The sequence below is a fragment of the Paenisporosarcina sp. HGH0030 genome, from assembly GCF_000411295.1.
Taxonomy (GTDB): Bacteria; Bacillota; Bacilli; order Bacillales_A; family Planococcaceae; genus Paenisporosarcina.
Map to the genome: position 1 here is coordinate 975,839 of NZ_KE150421.1, position 16,002 is coordinate 991,840.

General features: G+C 35.8%; 19 protein-coding genes. 5 read left to right on the top strand and 14 right to left on the bottom strand.

Annotated elements, in window-relative coordinates:
- Positions 1 to 7: 7 nt before the first annotated feature.
- Positions 8 to 1,498: a glycerol kinase GlpK gene (glpK, locus tag HMPREF1210_RS04835; RefSeq protein WP_016427494.1), complete on the bottom strand. Its 1,491-nt coding sequence runs from the start codon at positions 1,496 to 1,498 to the stop codon at positions 8 to 10.
- 335 nt (positions 1,499 to 1,833) lie between these two features.
- On the opposite strand from glpK, the gene HMPREF1210_RS04840 reads away from it, so the two are divergent.
- From HMPREF1210_RS04840 to HMPREF1210_RS04855, 4 genes are all read left to right on the top strand, one after another.
- Positions 1,834 to 2,577 carry a metal ABC transporter ATP-binding protein gene (locus HMPREF1210_RS04840; protein ID WP_016427495.1) on the top strand — a complete coding sequence of 248 codons (744 nt, stop codon included), beginning with the start codon at positions 1,834 to 1,836 and terminating at the stop codon, positions 2,575 to 2,577.
- Positions 2,577 to 3,440, top strand: a complete 864-nt coding sequence (locus HMPREF1210_RS04845; protein WP_036659719.1) for a metal ABC transporter permease — start codon at positions 2,577 to 2,579, stop codon at positions 3,438 to 3,440. The genes HMPREF1210_RS04840 and HMPREF1210_RS04845 overlap by 1 nt, the downstream gene beginning before the upstream one ends.
- 19 nt (positions 3,441 to 3,459) lie before the next feature.
- Positions 3,460 to 4,401: a metal ABC transporter substrate-binding protein gene (locus tag HMPREF1210_RS04850; protein ID WP_016427497.1), complete on the top strand. Its 942-nt coding sequence runs from the start codon at positions 3,460 to 3,462 to the stop codon at positions 4,399 to 4,401.
- Between the two features lie 149 nt (positions 4,402 to 4,550).
- Entirely contained in the window at positions 4,551 to 4,943 is a 393-nt protein-coding gene (locus tag HMPREF1210_RS04855; protein WP_016427498.1) for an SET domain-containing protein, read from the top strand.
- A 25-nt stretch (positions 4,944 to 4,968) separates the two neighbouring features.
- On the opposite strand, the gene HMPREF1210_RS04860 is transcribed toward HMPREF1210_RS04855, so the two are convergent.
- The 7 genes from HMPREF1210_RS04860 to HMPREF1210_RS04895 form a co-directional block, all read right to left on the bottom strand.
- Complete coding sequence (locus HMPREF1210_RS04860) at positions 4,969 to 5,244, bottom strand: hypothetical protein (RefSeq protein WP_016427499.1); 276 nt, start codon at positions 5,242 to 5,244, stop codon at positions 4,969 to 4,971.
- Between the two features lie 642 nt (positions 5,245 to 5,886).
- Complete coding sequence (locus tag HMPREF1210_RS04865; protein WP_016427500.1) at positions 5,887 to 6,276, bottom strand: hypothetical protein; 390 nt, start codon at positions 6,274 to 6,276, stop codon at positions 5,887 to 5,889.
- Between the two features lie 583 nt (positions 6,277 to 6,859).
- Complete coding sequence (locus HMPREF1210_RS04870) at positions 6,860 to 7,327, bottom strand: UPF0158 family protein (protein WP_016427501.1); 468 nt, start codon at positions 7,325 to 7,327, stop codon at positions 6,860 to 6,862.
- 358 nt (positions 7,328 to 7,685) lie between these two features.
- Positions 7,686 to 8,444: a hypothetical protein gene (locus HMPREF1210_RS04875; protein ID WP_016427502.1), complete on the bottom strand. Its 759-nt coding sequence runs from the start codon at positions 8,442 to 8,444 to the stop codon at positions 7,686 to 7,688.
- Positions 8,422 to 8,949 (bottom strand): RNA polymerase sigma factor, encoded by a 528-nt coding sequence (locus HMPREF1210_RS04880; protein ID WP_016427503.1) that lies wholly within the window; start codon positions 8,947 to 8,949, stop codon positions 8,422 to 8,424. Before HMPREF1210_RS04880 ends, HMPREF1210_RS04875 begins: the two co-directional genes overlap by 23 nt.
- Positions 8,950 to 9,463: 514 nt before the next feature.
- Positions 9,464 to 9,817, bottom strand: a complete 354-nt coding sequence (locus HMPREF1210_RS04890; RefSeq protein WP_016427505.1) for a helix-turn-helix transcriptional regulator — start codon at positions 9,815 to 9,817, stop codon at positions 9,464 to 9,466.
- Positions 9,818 to 10,237, bottom strand: coding sequence for an SRPBCC domain-containing protein (locus tag HMPREF1210_RS04895; protein ID WP_016427506.1), 420 nt, complete (start codon positions 10,235 to 10,237; stop codon positions 9,818 to 9,820). It lies immediately after the preceding gene.
- A 463-nt stretch (positions 10,238 to 10,700) separates the two neighbouring features.
- Here HMPREF1210_RS04895 and HMPREF1210_RS04900 point away from each other — a divergent pair, with 463 nt between their 5' ends.
- Positions 10,701 to 11,519 (top strand): protein-glutamine gamma-glutamyltransferase, encoded by an 819-nt coding sequence (locus HMPREF1210_RS04900; RefSeq protein ID WP_016427507.1) that lies wholly within the window; start codon positions 10,701 to 10,703, stop codon positions 11,517 to 11,519.
- An 87-nt stretch (positions 11,520 to 11,606) separates the two neighbouring features.
- On the opposite strand, the gene HMPREF1210_RS04905 is transcribed toward HMPREF1210_RS04900, so the two are convergent.
- From HMPREF1210_RS04905 to HMPREF1210_RS04930, 6 genes are all read right to left on the bottom strand, one after another.
- Positions 11,607 to 11,756 (bottom strand): hypothetical protein, encoded by a 150-nt coding sequence (locus tag HMPREF1210_RS04905; protein WP_016427508.1) that lies wholly within the window; start codon positions 11,754 to 11,756, stop codon positions 11,607 to 11,609.
- Between the two features lie 161 nt (positions 11,757 to 11,917).
- The gene (locus tag HMPREF1210_RS04910; RefSeq protein ID WP_016427509.1) at positions 11,918 to 12,649 is read right to left on the bottom strand and encodes a bifunctional 2-polyprenyl-6-hydroxyphenol methylase/3-demethylubiquinol 3-O-methyltransferase UbiG; all 732 of its coding nucleotides are present in this window, start codon (positions 12,647 to 12,649) and stop codon (positions 11,918 to 11,920) included.
- A gap of 240 nt (positions 12,650 to 12,889) precedes the next feature.
- Positions 12,890 to 13,456, bottom strand: a complete 567-nt coding sequence (locus tag HMPREF1210_RS04915) for a suppressor of fused domain protein (protein WP_016427510.1) — start codon at positions 13,454 to 13,456, stop codon at positions 12,890 to 12,892.
- A gap of 116 nt (positions 13,457 to 13,572) precedes the next feature.
- A complete protein-coding gene (locus HMPREF1210_RS04920) occupies positions 13,573 to 14,019 on the bottom strand; it encodes a hypothetical protein (protein WP_016427511.1) in 447 nt (148 codons plus the stop codon).
- A 52-nt stretch (positions 14,020 to 14,071) separates the two neighbouring features.
- Positions 14,072 to 14,635: a histidine phosphatase family protein gene (locus HMPREF1210_RS04925; protein WP_016427512.1), complete on the bottom strand. Its 564-nt coding sequence runs from the start codon at positions 14,633 to 14,635 to the stop codon at positions 14,072 to 14,074.
- 157 nt (positions 14,636 to 14,792) lie between these two features.
- Entirely contained in the window at positions 14,793 to 15,989 is a 1,197-nt protein-coding gene (locus tag HMPREF1210_RS04930; protein ID WP_016427513.1) for a DUF4085 family protein, read from the bottom strand.
- Positions 15,990 to 16,002 lie beyond the last annotated feature (13 nt).

A 16,002-nucleotide genomic window follows, 5' to 3' on the forward strand; every position in this document is an offset into this window, starting at 1 on the left:
TCTCCCCTTATTTAAACAGTCGAGTTGCTTCCACTGCTTTTTGCCAACCTCTGTAAAGTTCTTGTCGCTTCGTTTCTTCCATTTGAGGTGTATATGTTTTTTTGCTGCTGCGCATTTTTTCGATTTCTTTTAGATCCGACCAAAAACCAGTAGCTAATCCTGCCAAGTAAGCAGCACCTAGAGCTGTTGATTCGTTTAATTTCGCTAATTCAACATCAAGCTGAAGCAAATCGCTTTGGAACTGCATCAAAAATTCATTATTAACTGCGCCACCGTCTACACGTAACGTTTCTACTTTCATGCCCGCATCCTGTTCCATAGCATCAAGAACATCTTTTGTCTGGTAGGCAAGCGATTCGATTGTAGCGCGAATGAAATGTTCTTTTGAAGTACCTCGAGTTAATCCGAAAATTGCACCTCGGGCATCTGAATCCCAGTAGGGTGTACCGAGTCCAACAAAAGCCGGTACAACGTATACCCCGTCTGTTGAATCTACTTTTTTAGCATACGATTCACTGTCAGCAGCATTTTTCACCATTCGAAGCCCATCACGCAACCATTGAATGGCAGATCCTGCAACAAACACACTTCCTTCCAATGCATACGTAACTTGACCTTCCACTCCCCATGCGATTGTTGTCAACAAACCATTATCCGATGTAACTGCGGTTTCACCAGTATTTAATAACATAAAACAGCCCGTACCGTAAGTGTTTTTCGCCATCCCTTTGTCAAAGCAGCATTGACCAAAAAGTGCCGCCTGTTGATCTCCAGCAACCCCGGCTATTGGCACCGCAGCTCCATAGAAAACAGCTGGATCAGTTTTTGTATACACTTCAGAAGAGGATGCCACTTTTGGAAGCATAGTTAATGGAATATTTAATTTCTCGCAAATTTCTTCATCCCATTTTAAGTCATGGATATTAAATAATAATGTCCGTGACGCATTTGAGTAATCGGTCGTATGTACTTTCTCACCTGACAACTTCCAAATCAACCACGTATCAATCGTTCCAAATAACAAATCCCCTTGATCCGCTAAATCTTTAGCACCATCAACATTTTCCAAGATCCATTTAACTTTTGTCCCTGAAAAATAGGGATCTAAACGTAGGCCAGTTTTTTGCTGAAACCACTTTTCCAAATCTTCCTCTTTCAGTTCGTCCACAATTTTTTGTGTTTGCCGGGATTGCCAAACAATGGCATTATAAATCGGGCGACCGGTCTTTTTGTTCCACACAACGGTCGTTTCGCGTTGATTCGTAATACCAATACCATCAATCTCTGTCTGTTGAATACCACTCTCAGTCAATACTGCGGCAATTACCGATAGGACTGAACCCCAGATTTCATTTGCGTTATGTTCGACCCAGCCCGGCTTAGGAAAATACTGCTGAAATTCTTTTTGTGCCGTATGTACAATTTCACCTTTTTGATTAAATAGGATTGCTCTGGAACTCGTTGTTCCCTGGTCAATCGCCATTATATACTCGCCCATACTTAATCCTCCTCGAAAGATCATTCCTGACAACTAATGCATCGTGCCATTTTTTAAGAAATTATTTCCTCTAATTATACTGTTTTTCCTAAATGATTGTACATGAAACGCGCCTTGTGATTTATCGTGAAATTTAGTTAATAAGTTTTTCTTTATGATATGAATTTCGCTGCACTATCAAGCTTTCTAAAATAAATTCACACTATTCTGTAGTTGCTTTATTGAACGTTGTCGCATATAGTTGTTCTAAGGAAACTTTTTTTCGATTAGGAAATAATTATTTTTATATAAAAATATGACGTATATAGATATTTAATTATCAGGAGGGATTAGAAATGACAACAGCTATTGCCGTAAGCGATTTATTTGTATCATACAACGGAAACGAAGCGTTAAGAAATGTCAGTTTTACAGTCGAAGAAGGAAATTTGGTTGGCATCATAGGACCCAATGGAGCAGGGAAATCCACCCTGCTGAAAGCTTTATTGAATCTCATTAAAAAAGATACAGGTAAAGTTGAAATACTCGGAAAATCGATAAAGGAAATGAAGACGAAAGTTGCTTATGTTCCTCAACGCAGCAATATTGACTGGGATTTCCCGATTACCGTTATGGACACAGTCCTAATTGGCACCTATCCAAACTTAGGAATTTTCAATCGTCCTAAAAAAGAACATAAAGCTTGGGCTTTAGAATGTTTAAAGAAAGTTGGCATGGCCGATTATGGCAATCGCCAAATTGGTGAGCTATCAGGCGGACAGCAACAAAGAGTATTTCTAGCGCGTGCATTGGTACAAAAACCTGAAATGTATTTTCTGGACGAACCATTCGTAGGTGTTGATGTAACGAGTGAAGAAAAAATCATTTCCATTTTGAAAGAACTTCGCGATAGCGGAAAAACAGTCGTTGTTGTTCACCATGATTTGAGCAAAGCAAGCGATTATTTTAATGAATTGATTTTGCTTAATAAAGAATTGATTGAGCACGGCATTGTCGAGAAAGTATTTCAACCTGCCGTACTGAACAAAGCCTACACCAATCAATTCTCTCCAATTGTAGGCACGGAGGTGACATCATGATGAATTTTATTGATGCTATAATTCAATATGAATTTTTACAAAAGGCCTTGCTCACGTCGATAATGGTCGGAATTATTTGCGGGGTTATAGGATGCTTTATTATTTTACGGGGCATGGCCTTAATGGGAGATGCAATTTCTCACGCAGTCCTTCCAGGTGTGGCATTGTCTTACATGTTAGGAATTAACTTTTTCATTGGTGCTGTCTTTACAGGGATTCTGACTGCCATCGGCATCGGATTTATCAGCCAAAACAGTCGAATTAAAAATGACGTATCAATTGGTATTATGTTTACTGCTGCATTTGCCTCTGGGATTATTCTCATTACGCTTATGAAAAGCAGTACTGATTTGTACCATATCCTATTCGGGAATGTACTGGCCGTTAGACCGACAGAAATGTTGTCAACATTGGTGATTGGAATCTTTGTGCTAATCAGTATCTTTGTCTTTTATAAAGAACTTCTTGTCAGTTCATTTGATCCGACGATGGCAGCAGCATATGGACTTCCTACAAAAGCCATTCATTACTTTTTAATGGCGCTACTGACTTTGGTGACAGTCGCTTCTTTACAAACCGTAGGAATTATTCTGGTGGTGGCAATGCTCATCACTCCGGCCTCGACAGCTTATTTGTTAACTGATCGACTGTGGGTAATGATTTATCTATCAGCTGGAATTGGTATATTATCATCCATACTCGGCTTATATTTCAGCTACACATATAATTTGGCTTCAGGTGCAACAATTGTACTTGCTGCAACTGTATTATTCATTCTCGCCTTTTTATTTTCGCCGAAGCAAGGATTGGTCTGGAGATCACTAAAAAGTGCTCGAAAACGAGAACTGCATTCTCAATCTTAATTATTTTTGGAGGATAAACATGAAAAAAACACTATATTTATTAAGCACGATGAGTATTCTATTGCTGCTACTACTTTCAGGTTGTACAAAAGAAAATGGAAATGAAACAGATGACAATGGGAAAATTCAAGTCGTAGCTACCTATTCGATCATTTACGATATCGTTAAAAACGTTGGCGGCGATCGAGTCGAAGTTCATACACTAGCACCCGTTGGTTCAAATCCGCATGAGTACGATCCATTGCCAAAAGATGTGCAATTGACTACTGATGCAGATGTTGTCTTTTACAATGGTCTAAATCTTGAAGGAGGAAACTCTTGGTTTGAGAAACTCCTCCTTACGGCAGGAAAGTCCGAAAAAGATGCACCGGTTTTCCGATTAAGTGAAGGTGTGGAACCTAAACATCTAACGACTAAAGGCAAAGAATCAGAAGAAGATCCTCATGCATGGTTGGACATCCGTAACGGCATTAAATATGCTGAAAACGCCAAAAATGCATTAGTGAAAGTCGATCCAGATCATGCGGCTGAATACGAAAAAAATGCGGAAGCCTATATTGCTGAATTGAAGAAGTTACATGAAGAAGCAGTTGCCCGTTTCAACGAAATTCCTCAAGAAAAAAGAGTTTTAATTACCAGTGAAGGTGCTTTTAAATATTTTTCAGAGGCATATGGATTTGAAGCGGCTTATATTTGGGAAATTAATTCAGAAAACCAGGGCTCCCCTGAACAAGTAAGTAAAGTCGTTGATTATATCCGCTCTAAAGAAGATCCAGTACTTTTCGTGGAAACGAGCATCGATCCACGTAGTATGGAGTCCGTGTCTGCTGAAACTGGTGTACCGATTTACGGAAAAGTTTTCACCGACTCCATCGGCAAGCCCGGTGAAGATGGCGACACATATATCAAGATGATGGAATGGAATATTGATACAATCTTCAAAGGCTTGACTGAAAAATAATGGGGTCGCTTCGACGTTGATTTATCGTTTACCCTACCGATTGTGATATGACGTGGTATACTTGTAGCTGGCGTGAAGGGTAAAGATCAATAATATTTTCCCAAATGTGCATGTCTTTTACAGACAATCGAATCGAGAAGGTGAAATCAATGATTGAAATAAAAACATCAACATTAAGTGATGGAGAATTAAATCGTGGCGTTTTTGCTACGCGTGATATTAAAAAAGGTGAACTGATTCACGAAGCACCAGTTTTACCCTACCCAAATGAAGAGCATGAGCATGTGGAAAAGACGTTGCTTGCGGACTATGCATTTGAATATGGCATAAACCATACTGCATTAGTGCTCGGTTATGGCATGCTATTCAATCATTCGTATCAACCGAATGCTGTGTATGACATTAACTTTGATAATCACACGTTTGATTTCTTCGCTTACAAAGATATTAAAGCTGGAGAAGAAGTTTTGATTAACTATAATGGTGAAGTCGATAATGAAGATCCATTGTGGTTTAACAAAGAAAACCCAACAACTGACTAGTTTTCTAGTCAAGTGTTGGGTTTTTTTATGATGTTCGATATGATTTCAATGTTGTTTTAATTGATGCATATGTGCCGATTGCTGCAGCACTATAGAAAAAACCCATGAATATTCCAGCAGAAAGGTTATCGGGATGACTGATGAAAATCGAAATGAATAAACCAATCAAGGTTGCACAAGTAGGGATATATTTTGAAGGTACGTGAACAAGGAATTTTAGGATGAGGAGCAATATTATAATTACAGGGATAGCCCATAGTGCATCCCAAACATTTGTATGTATGATTGGAAACTCAGCCATTGAATAGTCTCCTTTAGCAAATTACTTTTTACAAAGCATTACCGTGAGGGACAGTTGTTATACATTGATTTTTTCGAGGCGATTATTCACAAATAAGTGAACTTGTTTTCGGTTCTACCTTTTTGAGCAAAAATCATCTAATTTCCTTAGCTGATGTGACTCTTTCAGATTTCTTCATTTTTATAAATGAAAACAATTCTCTAAAAAAGATATAATATCCAAGCAACATTAAAACTATCATTGAATATGCAATCGTAGGGTACTCATTAAATATTTAATCTCGTTGACCAATGATAAAATAATGTACCATTATTAATATAATCAAATAGTATATTACTGAAATCATTTGATTATGTTTTTTGAAAATCAATAAAGATATTAAATATAAAACACCAGCTAGAGCAAAGGTCTCCAAAAAAGCAATCGCAAATACTGTTATTTCCCTTTCCACTATTAACACACCCCTTAAAAAATTTGTTCCTTATTAATATGATATTTCACAATATCTTCATCAAAATCCTTTACCCCTAAAGTAAATTTCTTTTTCTGCTAACCTGCCACGTGTTAGTTCAATAAGAAAAAGAGCTGCCTAAGCACCCCGATGATCTTTTACTAAAGCATTAGTAACAGTTAGTTCAATATCTAGTTGATGTTTAATATGATTGTTTCAGTATGGCCATTCCATTCTATTGTCACTACAACCTCAGCTTCTTCAATGATTTTGGCATTTGTTGGGTTAGCCTCTTTACTAGCTTTAAACGTTCCGTTTTCCTCCAATGTTAAACCGCTTCCACCAAAACCTCCTGCATTAGTCTCAACGTTATATTCAATTTCTCCAACTGAATTTACATCGTTTCCTTTATATTGAAGTTTTAATTCCTGTTCTTCCCATTCATCTTCGGTTTGAGTAACCTTTAATTCTCCCGTCCAATTATCAGACTCTCCAGAGAAATCGAAAGTTTTATAGCCACATGCTGATAGCAAAAATGATACCAATACCAGCAACAATAATGCTGAAATCCTTCGACGCATAATACATCCCCTTTTGCTTTTAAAATACAAATTTATACCCCAAGCCCGATGATCAGTTAATCACCACTTAAAAACTTCAATGATTTACATATATTAACTTATTGAATACCATTCCAATAATCCCTTCATATAGAACTAAACTTCCTCGTTTTTAGAATAAGAAATGCAAAGGTATGAATTAACTTGTATTCCATTAATAATTTATGCTGGCTATGTTTTTGGGGAGAATGATTACTAATTTAGTGATAATTAAAACAAGGAGAAATACAAATCAACTTAATCCAGTATTAAAATAATTTCTTATTGAACTAATCGGTTCAGTGAGTGACAAAAAAAGAGCTGTTTAGGCAGCTCTTTAATCTTTAAAAAAGCTTTCGTTAGTTCAACAACTCATAAATCATAAGGTTGAAATACAAGCGATTTTCCTTGAGCATTTTGTCACGATTGAAAAGCACCCGTCCACAATAGTTATCTTCCAGATATAACGGGCTCTAGGAATAGAAAAAACCCCGTATAGGTCACTTTTTTAAAGTGTCCACTATTAGGGGTTCAGTTCATGGTTCAGTAATCATCTCTGTTATTTCTATTCAATAAAGTTTATTTTATTTTCCTGACACCATTCAATCGCAATTTGTTTAAAACACTCATCACGGTATGAATACCATTGATCTTCTATTTCAAAATCTATTATTTTGTCCTTAAACCTTCTAAAGGCACCCTTACCCTTAATGGCCCTTAATAAAGATTCCTGCATCCGTTGATCCCTTACTTTTAAACTGAAGTTTTCCATTATTTCATATTCATTCACTGCATATTTAGTAGGTAACTCTATATAGTTTTCAAAGTTTTTAACCACATCAATTGCATTCATTCTATTTTCTTGTTCCCATTCAGGTAAATGATCAAATGGTTCTTCGTCTTCGGCAGCTCTCAAGTCCTCAGATGTAACTATAATTATTTCACCCGTATTAATATTTAGTAATGAACGTGACTCTTCAAACTGTACTTCCATTTCCTCAATTATATCTTTTAGACTGACTTGTATATTCATTATTAGATCACCTTTAGAAGTTTTTTACTATCCCGATAGTTAAACAAAGACTGTTTATTTATTATTCGTTACTGATTCATTTATTTTATTAACTTACAACCTCCTTGATTCCATTTCTTTAATCATAATACATATCTCCTTGTTTAACTAACCTGCTTAAGTTACTTGAATAAGAAAAAGCGATCCTTCTTTATTGAAGAATCGCACCCGTTAGTGAAAAGTCGACCTAAAGTCTAAATTTATTCAATAGTATATGAGTGAAATCAATAATGATAGAAGTATAACGATTATCGTACCGAAAATTCAAATCGCTTTTTGAAATGCACCCTCCGAAGATAATGCAAAACTACAAAATTTTTCAATATCCATTGTCTTCTTCTATTTTTTCATGTAACCCACCAACATCACGGATTTCAAACTTTCCAATTTTGCCTTCTTCCGAGAGAATTGCCATCCCTTGTATCTCGTGACGTGAAACCTCCCCAACGTTATTTTTATATTCCACCTGAGCAGTAAAGTCATAATTTTTTGGTGCAGACTTGTTTTCACTTTGAGTCACTTGTATATCGCTAACTTTCATTTGATAACGCACTTCCTCTAGTTCCGTACCAAAGTGGAACTGGAAAGCCTGATTAGTAGGAATAAGGTGTTCATAAGCATAGTCCATAAAGTAAGGTCCATATGTTTTTTTCACTAATTCCTCGTAGGCAAGGGATTCAGGAGAATCTGCTGGAAGTCCGAAGCCTGCCGAACCTTCTGGCAAGCTTTGACTAATTTCATCCATTTTTTTATTAATGTTTTTTTGGATAAGAATATATTCCTCATTAGGAACCGTAAATTCGGATTCAAGAATTGCCTGGACCGCTGCCTTATTTTTATCTTCATCAGCAATTTCAGCAGCCAAATGATTAGTAGGATTTTCAGTTTTAACTAAACTAAAAATGAGGAAACAAGCCACTGCAACCATTGCTATAGAAATGAAAATCGGCGCTACATATCGTTTTTCCCTTCCTACTTTATCTTGCAGTTTTAGTAGACTATTTCTTCGTGCTTCATTGGAACGGTCAATATGCTGCATTTTCTGGAAATGTTCATCAAATTCTTTTGATGGATCCATTAATAAAACCTTCCTTTCCATGAAATTCTTCTCTTAATGCCTCAAATCCCCGGGTCATTTTTGTTTTCACCTTTGCTTCTGTCCAACCCAATATATAGGCCGTCTCTTTAATGGAACATTCATTCACTTTTCTGAGAATCAGCACATCTCTATAATCTTTCTTCAGTCTGCTTAAGGCGGCGTGTAACTTTGCAAGATCCTCGTTCGTTTCTGCAGTGCCCTCAGGCGTAGGGGTCTTATGGTCGATGTCGTTTTCATTTCCCCATTTAAAAAACTGGATGATTCTTTTTCTTCTAAAGTAATCATAGGTAACATTTCGTGCTATTTTCAAAAGCCATGTTAAGACTGAAGCTCGATTGTTAAAATGGTTCAGGCTCTTTATCGCTTTACAAAACGTTTCCTGCGTCAAATCTTCAGCGGTTTCTTTATGACGTACCAGCAGATAAATAAAGTGATAAACCTTGTCACTATAATCTAAATACAACCGTTCTACATCCTCTTCCATAAATTTCAACTCCTCTTAACAATCATAGACGAACGAAAGAATGAAAAGTATCGTTATCATAATCAAAATGTAAGTGCTTTTATCAACATGGAGAACTAATGAATGTAGATATCAAACACAAAAACACCCAACTAAGAGGTCAGGTGTTTGCACTAAATATAATAAGGGTTCTTCAACTAAAGCACCCGTTAGTAAAAAAGAATTCTAATATGAACACTCACAGTGCAAGAATTAAAAAACGGGCGAAATCAAAGTTTCGTCCGCAGAAGTTTTACTTATTTATTGTATAATTCATCATATCTCTTAAAGAACACAGCCATCCACGTTTCAACTCACTTTGGAATGCGTATTCTAGAACCGCCCCCTGAAAGTTTTATACCTTCTTCCACTAAACTTCCCCTTTAGTTGAAGAAGAAAAAGGCTTAACTCCTTATTCAAGTAAAACAGCCGTAAGTTGAACAACACAAAAAAACCGACATTTTATTGTCGGTTTCTGAATTAATTTTATATAACCTTATTTACTATCTGTTTTTACTACTTTAAAACCATTTACACCTTCATTTTCAACCACATGTTTAAGAATTGACAATTTGTTATTCCAAAACTGTTCATAATATGAAAGCCATAGTTTTAATTCTGCTAAGGGTTCTGGTTGCAACTGATAAATTTTTTCCCTACCAACTTTTTTTCCGCTTACTAAATTTGCTTCTGAAAGGATAAATAGATGTTTTGCAACGGCTGTCCGACTAATTGGAAAATGAGATGTTATTTCTGAGATTGGTAATTCCTTGTTAGCAAGTAATCGAAGTACCTCTCTTCTAGTTGGATCAGCAATAGCTTGAAATACATCATGCTTTGCTGCTGTCATTTATCCTTCAACTACCTTTCGAAGTCGTTCATTTACAATTCCGACCCAGCCATTGTCCATTCTGTCACGAATAATAGAACTTTTCTCGTTCGCTTTTGGAAGAACAGTATCAGGAGATTTCCAACCACTGTGTATAAGTGTAAACTCCGTCTTCTCATCCAGCTCTTTTAAAAGAAACGTAACCACCCAACCTTCTGTATCCCATGAAAAAGAAACTTTGGTTGGTTCATCAATTTCTAATACTTTGCAAGGAGATGGACCGAATGGGGATTGTATATGAAATTCATGTCCTACTTTAGGTTCAAAATCGTTTTGCATAAACCAAATTGCAATTCCCTCCGAAGTAGAAACCGTTTCCCACACTTTTTGTATAGGTGCTTCAAAAGTAACAATCTGCTTAATATCTTGTATTGTTTCCAAAATTATATTCTCCTTTATTATTAAATAAAACCTTTTGGTTATATATCAGATAATATAACACCTTTTGGTTTTATGTCAAAGAGGATTTCTCATATTTATTCTTCTTTTCAATAATTTTTATTCAACTAACCTGCCCCGTTAGTTTAAGTGTAACATTTCACAATATATTGCCGAAATCTACTTGATGTTTTGGACGTAAAAATAGACCATCGAAATGATGGTCTTGTTTAAACTAAAGCACCCGTAAGTTGAATAAGCAGTAAATCAATTTAGTTTTTCCACCAGTTCGGATATGAACTCCACCATTCTTCTGCTTCTTCTAAAGAATAATAAATACGAGTCCTATTAATAGGCGAGCTTCCACCTATTTTTGTTTTGTTTGTGATAACTACACATTAAAACGATTCTTGAATATGCTAGGTAAGAATGTAAATTATTACTCGAACTTGGAAAGAGGTATATTATGATTCAACTATCGGGGATGCCCTTTCAACAAAGTGACATGTGGTCGTCTGGTAGTATTGAAAGTATGATCATTCAACGGATGATTGAAGATACAGTCGTTTACTCGTATCAATCCATAGGTGAATTATCGTTTGAGCTTAAGTTACGAAAAAATATCATATTAAGTGCAAGAGCCATGAATCAAAGCAATGTGCGGTTTGAAACACTTGAAAATTCCCGTGGTAATCCTCAGTACTGGCATATGACGAGTACCGGCGGATTCCTGCTGCGGCATGGAGTAAAACCATCAGACGCGATTCAAGATATCTACATGAACAGTTCACAATATGCTTTTGAATGTGCTACGGCAATGATCATTATCTATTACCATGCGGTCCTAAACACTATGGGAGAATCCTTATTTAATCAATTATTTCAAAACATCTATTTATACAGCTGGCAAAATGATTCTGAACTCCAAATAAAACCGTATTATACAGACCATTTTTTGCCTGGAGATGTCGTATATTTTGAAAATCCGGACTTCGACCCGAGAACCCCTCACTGGAGAGGGGAGAATGCCGTTGTTTTAGGAGATGGTACGTATTTTGGTCATGGGTTAGGAATAATGACAGCTGAACAAATGATTCATGCTCTGAATCAAACCAGAATGCCAGGGGCAAATCAATCAGCCTATCTGACAAATGTAGTTGCAAGACCATCTTTTAAACATTTGGCGAAACTTTCGATGTCGCAACCAGGTTATTTGATTCAAAATTACCAACATATCGTCCATCATAACGAAAGTTCGATTCCAATTGATCGATACATGTTCTAATCGTAATCGTATCGTTCCCTGAGCCATACTGTGAATAAAAAACACAATAACAATTGTCACATTTCAAAAAAGTTATGTCTCACTACTTTACAAACTTTGAGAAAAAGTTTTCTGCCGAGAAGCTAATTCCACCATTTTATCCGCCATTATCCCGTAACCCCTGCCTACTTCCGGTCTTTGTGAAGAAAAAATCACTGCGTAATAAGGTGGTTCAGGAGTTTTTGCAATTCCACTCATATGTAAGTCCCACTAAAAAATCACTTTTGAAACAATATTAGAAATTTAAACATGATTTCAGCTCACCTTGTTCAACTAACCTGCCCCGTTAGTTGAATAAGAAATGGTCTTAATCCTTATTGAAGTAAAGCACGCGTTAACAGGCATGTTAGGATATTTGTTTACTTCACACAAGAAAAAGCCAATACAACTGGAATTCGCTGTCTTCTTACAAATTCTTCTTCGCTACTGAAATGTTCACGTTTTGGTGTACCTTCACGTAAATCTAGCACTGTAAAGCCAACTTGTCTAAGTGCTATAAAATAATTTTCAATTGTACGATGATACTTAACCACTATTTGATCAATCCAAGGCTCTTTTCTTTCACCCTCACGGAAATAGTCATCAACAATCCAATTACCGCGTTTGTCCCCAGATTGCTTACTAACAAATGATGAAGTTGTTAGTGGATGCTGGATACTAAAAGCAAATCTTCCGTTTCCTTTAAGTGTTTTATGAACATCTTGAAACAGGCGGTTAATGTCTGAAACATAATGGAATGCAAATCGAGATGTTACAATATCAAATGCCTCTGTCGGATAGTCATAAGATTCCATTGTTTCAAAGTGTATTGTCCCGTTTGGTTCAAGTACGTTAGAGCGTGCCACTTCCACCATTTGTTCCGAACCTTCAACTCCTGTGTAGTTTTTTGCCCCTAACTGTAAGAGTTCTTTTCCGAACGAGGCATCACCACATCCTAAATCTAAGACGCTTTTATCTTGAATGTTCCCAATTAATTCATAGATAATTGGACCTTCAATGGCATTATTTGGACTATCTTGTCTGTTTCTTCTTTTCATGTAATTTGAAAAAAAATCTGTTTGATCGTAAACATTTGATCCTCTGAATTCCATCGAAACGTCTCCTCATCTAATTAATTCTCTTTTACTAAACTAATTTGAGATGTCAGGCGATTCATCGCTAAATGCACAAATTAATGTATTCTATCACATGTTTATTAGAATAGACAAGCTTACTTTCCAGAAAAAATTCAACTAATATTAACTACTCTTTATTGAACTAAACTGCCTCGTTAGTTCAATAAAAAAGTGACTTAACCTCGACTTGAGGTAAAGCACCCACCGTTTGCTTAATTAGACGATACTCTCTCTGTAAAAATCCACTAAATCAGGGTCCTTTTCCTCTAAAATGTCTTCAAAGCTATCCCAACCCTGCTTACTTATAAACCCAGCTTCCTGTGATGTAATTGGAATAAGCCAGGTCATTAGAATTGAAGAGTTTGTATCAATATCGTAGCTATGGAAGCTATCATGAAAATAAACTGGAATGCTGGAATATAAAGCTTCAAGGTTCGAATCATCAAATAATGAACCGTACGGACCTATTACATCCCCTCTCAAGAGAGCAGAGTGATCTTTAAGAATGGACATACCAACCTGGTGGAGAATACCTGGTATGCCTTCATCCCCAAATTCCGAATAAGAAACCATTATTAACTCTTGACGAATCTCCATTTCATTTTCAGGCGATGCCAAAATATGATTGCTCAATCCTAACGTGGAGTAGGTCGTAGTTTTTTGGAAGGGACCTTTGCTAAATTTAACAATTTGGAATGGTAATTCTGCACTTTCCGCATCATCCCCAAACCCATAAAGAATTTCACCTAAATTATCTTCTAAAAACTCAATAAATGTTTTCATTTTTACCTCCAGAATAAATAATTTTGGATTAATTCTGTCTAGCACTAATTCCACTGTGATTCAATTTTATCATTTTAATTCTTATTATATTAACCTGCCATGTTAGTTGAATAAGGTTATTTCATTTTTTCTAAAATCAGATAATCCTTTGTTTTTAAGATTGAAATAGAATTTTTATTTGTAAAATTAATTAAATCTATAAATACGTTGTCGGGTTCGAAATTAACAACATGAATGTTAAATCCCTTTTTGATTTTTATAATAGCACCTTTGTTTGTCCAACCTAATCGTTTAAATTTTATCTTAATTATTTGATTGGGATATATTACTTTTTTATAGAGAGGAATTGCTAAGAATAATGGTTGATACGTCAGAAAACCGTCATTTATTTCAAACTTGTATCGAATAAAGAATGATACAACAAGAAAAACAAGAACTACTATTTGAAAATATAATAACCCTTTGGAAAAATTAAATCCTGTAATATTTGAAATTAATAAACCCATCATCATCGCAAATAAAAATCCTATAACTCCTCGCTGACCTTTTGCATTATATACCAACTTTATTCCCTCCTCTTATTTGATTTAAAATAAACTTACAAATTCATTTAACTCACCATATTCTTTGAACGTTCAGTAATTCCTGTTCATTGAATTCCATTCTATAAATATCAGGTTTTGATGTGCTATGTAAAAAATTTAAGTCATAGGTGCTATCGAAATATCCCATCATCAAGGTCATAATAGCCCCGTGAGTTCCTATAACTACTTTTTTATTTCTCAAAGTATCTAATAGTTCTTTTAAAACTTTTATTGCTCTTTCTTGACAATCAGCATTTGATTCTCCTCCCTCTAAGGAGAAATTCGAATCGAAAAACGACTTTTCCAAAATCTGAACCAATTCCTTATCAGCTAATCTTTTGATTTCAGAAGAAAATATCCTCTCTTTTAAATCCTCAAAGACTAAAACTTCTTGCCCTATTTGTTGAGCTATCTTTTCAACAGTCAATATTGAACGTAGGTATGGGCTTGAAACAACTGTATCGATTTTTTCATCTTTCAATATGTCAGTTACTCGTTGAGCATCTAAATAACCTTTTTCGGTTAATCCTCTTGTTCTATCATTTCCTTCTTTTGGCGACTCACCGTGTCTCACCATATAAAAAACTGTACTCAATATATTCCCCCCCAATAAGTTTCTCTTATTTTTCCTTCTTCAACTCTACTGCTACGTTAGTTTATTAAGAAAAAGAGTTGCTTTAAGCTGACCGATGTTCTTCAACTAAAGCACCCGTTACTTTAAGTACATTTCTTATTATTCCGTGAAATGGATACTAATAAATTTCTGTTCGATACTTTTCGATGACTGCTGTTGTCAAAATCCCTGTTTTATAAAAATGACTCACATAAACACTTACCATCATTTCATTTTCTTCCGTAATCTCCATATTCCATAATACGCGATTGATAATGCCTGCTAGTTCTTCAGGATTCGCATACATTGTATTCCATGCCCGGACTTGCAATTCTAATTCATCACTCAATGCGGCTACTTCGAGTTGTTCTGTTGGCACCGGTTCACTAAACTGTGCATACGGATTTTCGTATACGTTCGTGTAAATGAACTTGATTGGATTGTACTCATCTAACTCATACGTAAAGCATTCATTCCCAACTGTAACAATTATATTATTCTTTCCAAATTCAATCTTTCCGTTTTCTAATACCATATTTTCCGAAAAGGATTGAATAGAACACTTCACATCTGGTGTAATCAAAAAATAGCTATATTCCAGATTCAGCTGTGTAATGTACTCTGCAAGTGATGTCTTTTCAATCCTACCTTCATCTCTCAATGTTGCATAAGTAATCGGACGATAATAATACTGGACATCCATCTCTTTAATTTCGATTGTCCACTCTGCATCAGGACATTCAAACAGCACACGGAAAGCAAACCCATCATCTGTTTTCTGTAACTCATTGTAAATGAACCATTGCCCAACTTGGATTGGTTCATCTGTTTCTTCTGCTATAACATTTTGAAAAATGAAATGAATAAGTGATTTGGATGAAAACCCACCCTCTGTATTGACGTATAGATGAAGCGTTTTATCCTCTCGTTCAATTCGTTCAATGGTTGAATCATGCAAACTTTCCGCAAAGACCTCTTGAACTGTAGTTGGTAAATAGGTAACAGTCTGCTTTGTCTGTTCATATGCAGCATCTAAAATTTGTTCAAATTCCTTGTCTGCTTCTCGCATCCATTGCAAATAATCATCACGTACTTGTTTTGGTAATGTCGGTTGATTTAAAGTAGCATTTTCCACGAATGGAATGAAACGGCTTGGCAAGACTGCCAGCAATCTCGCTTTTACGTCTTCAAGTTCTTCTTTTAAACGCGCAATGAGATCGTACCTTTCTTCTATTGCTTCTTTTCGTGCTACTTCCCAATTTTGGTCGGATTCATGAATTGGCAGTAAATTACACATTAAAAATCTTTCTTTAACTTCTTTCGATATACTCCACATAACTTCACCTCAA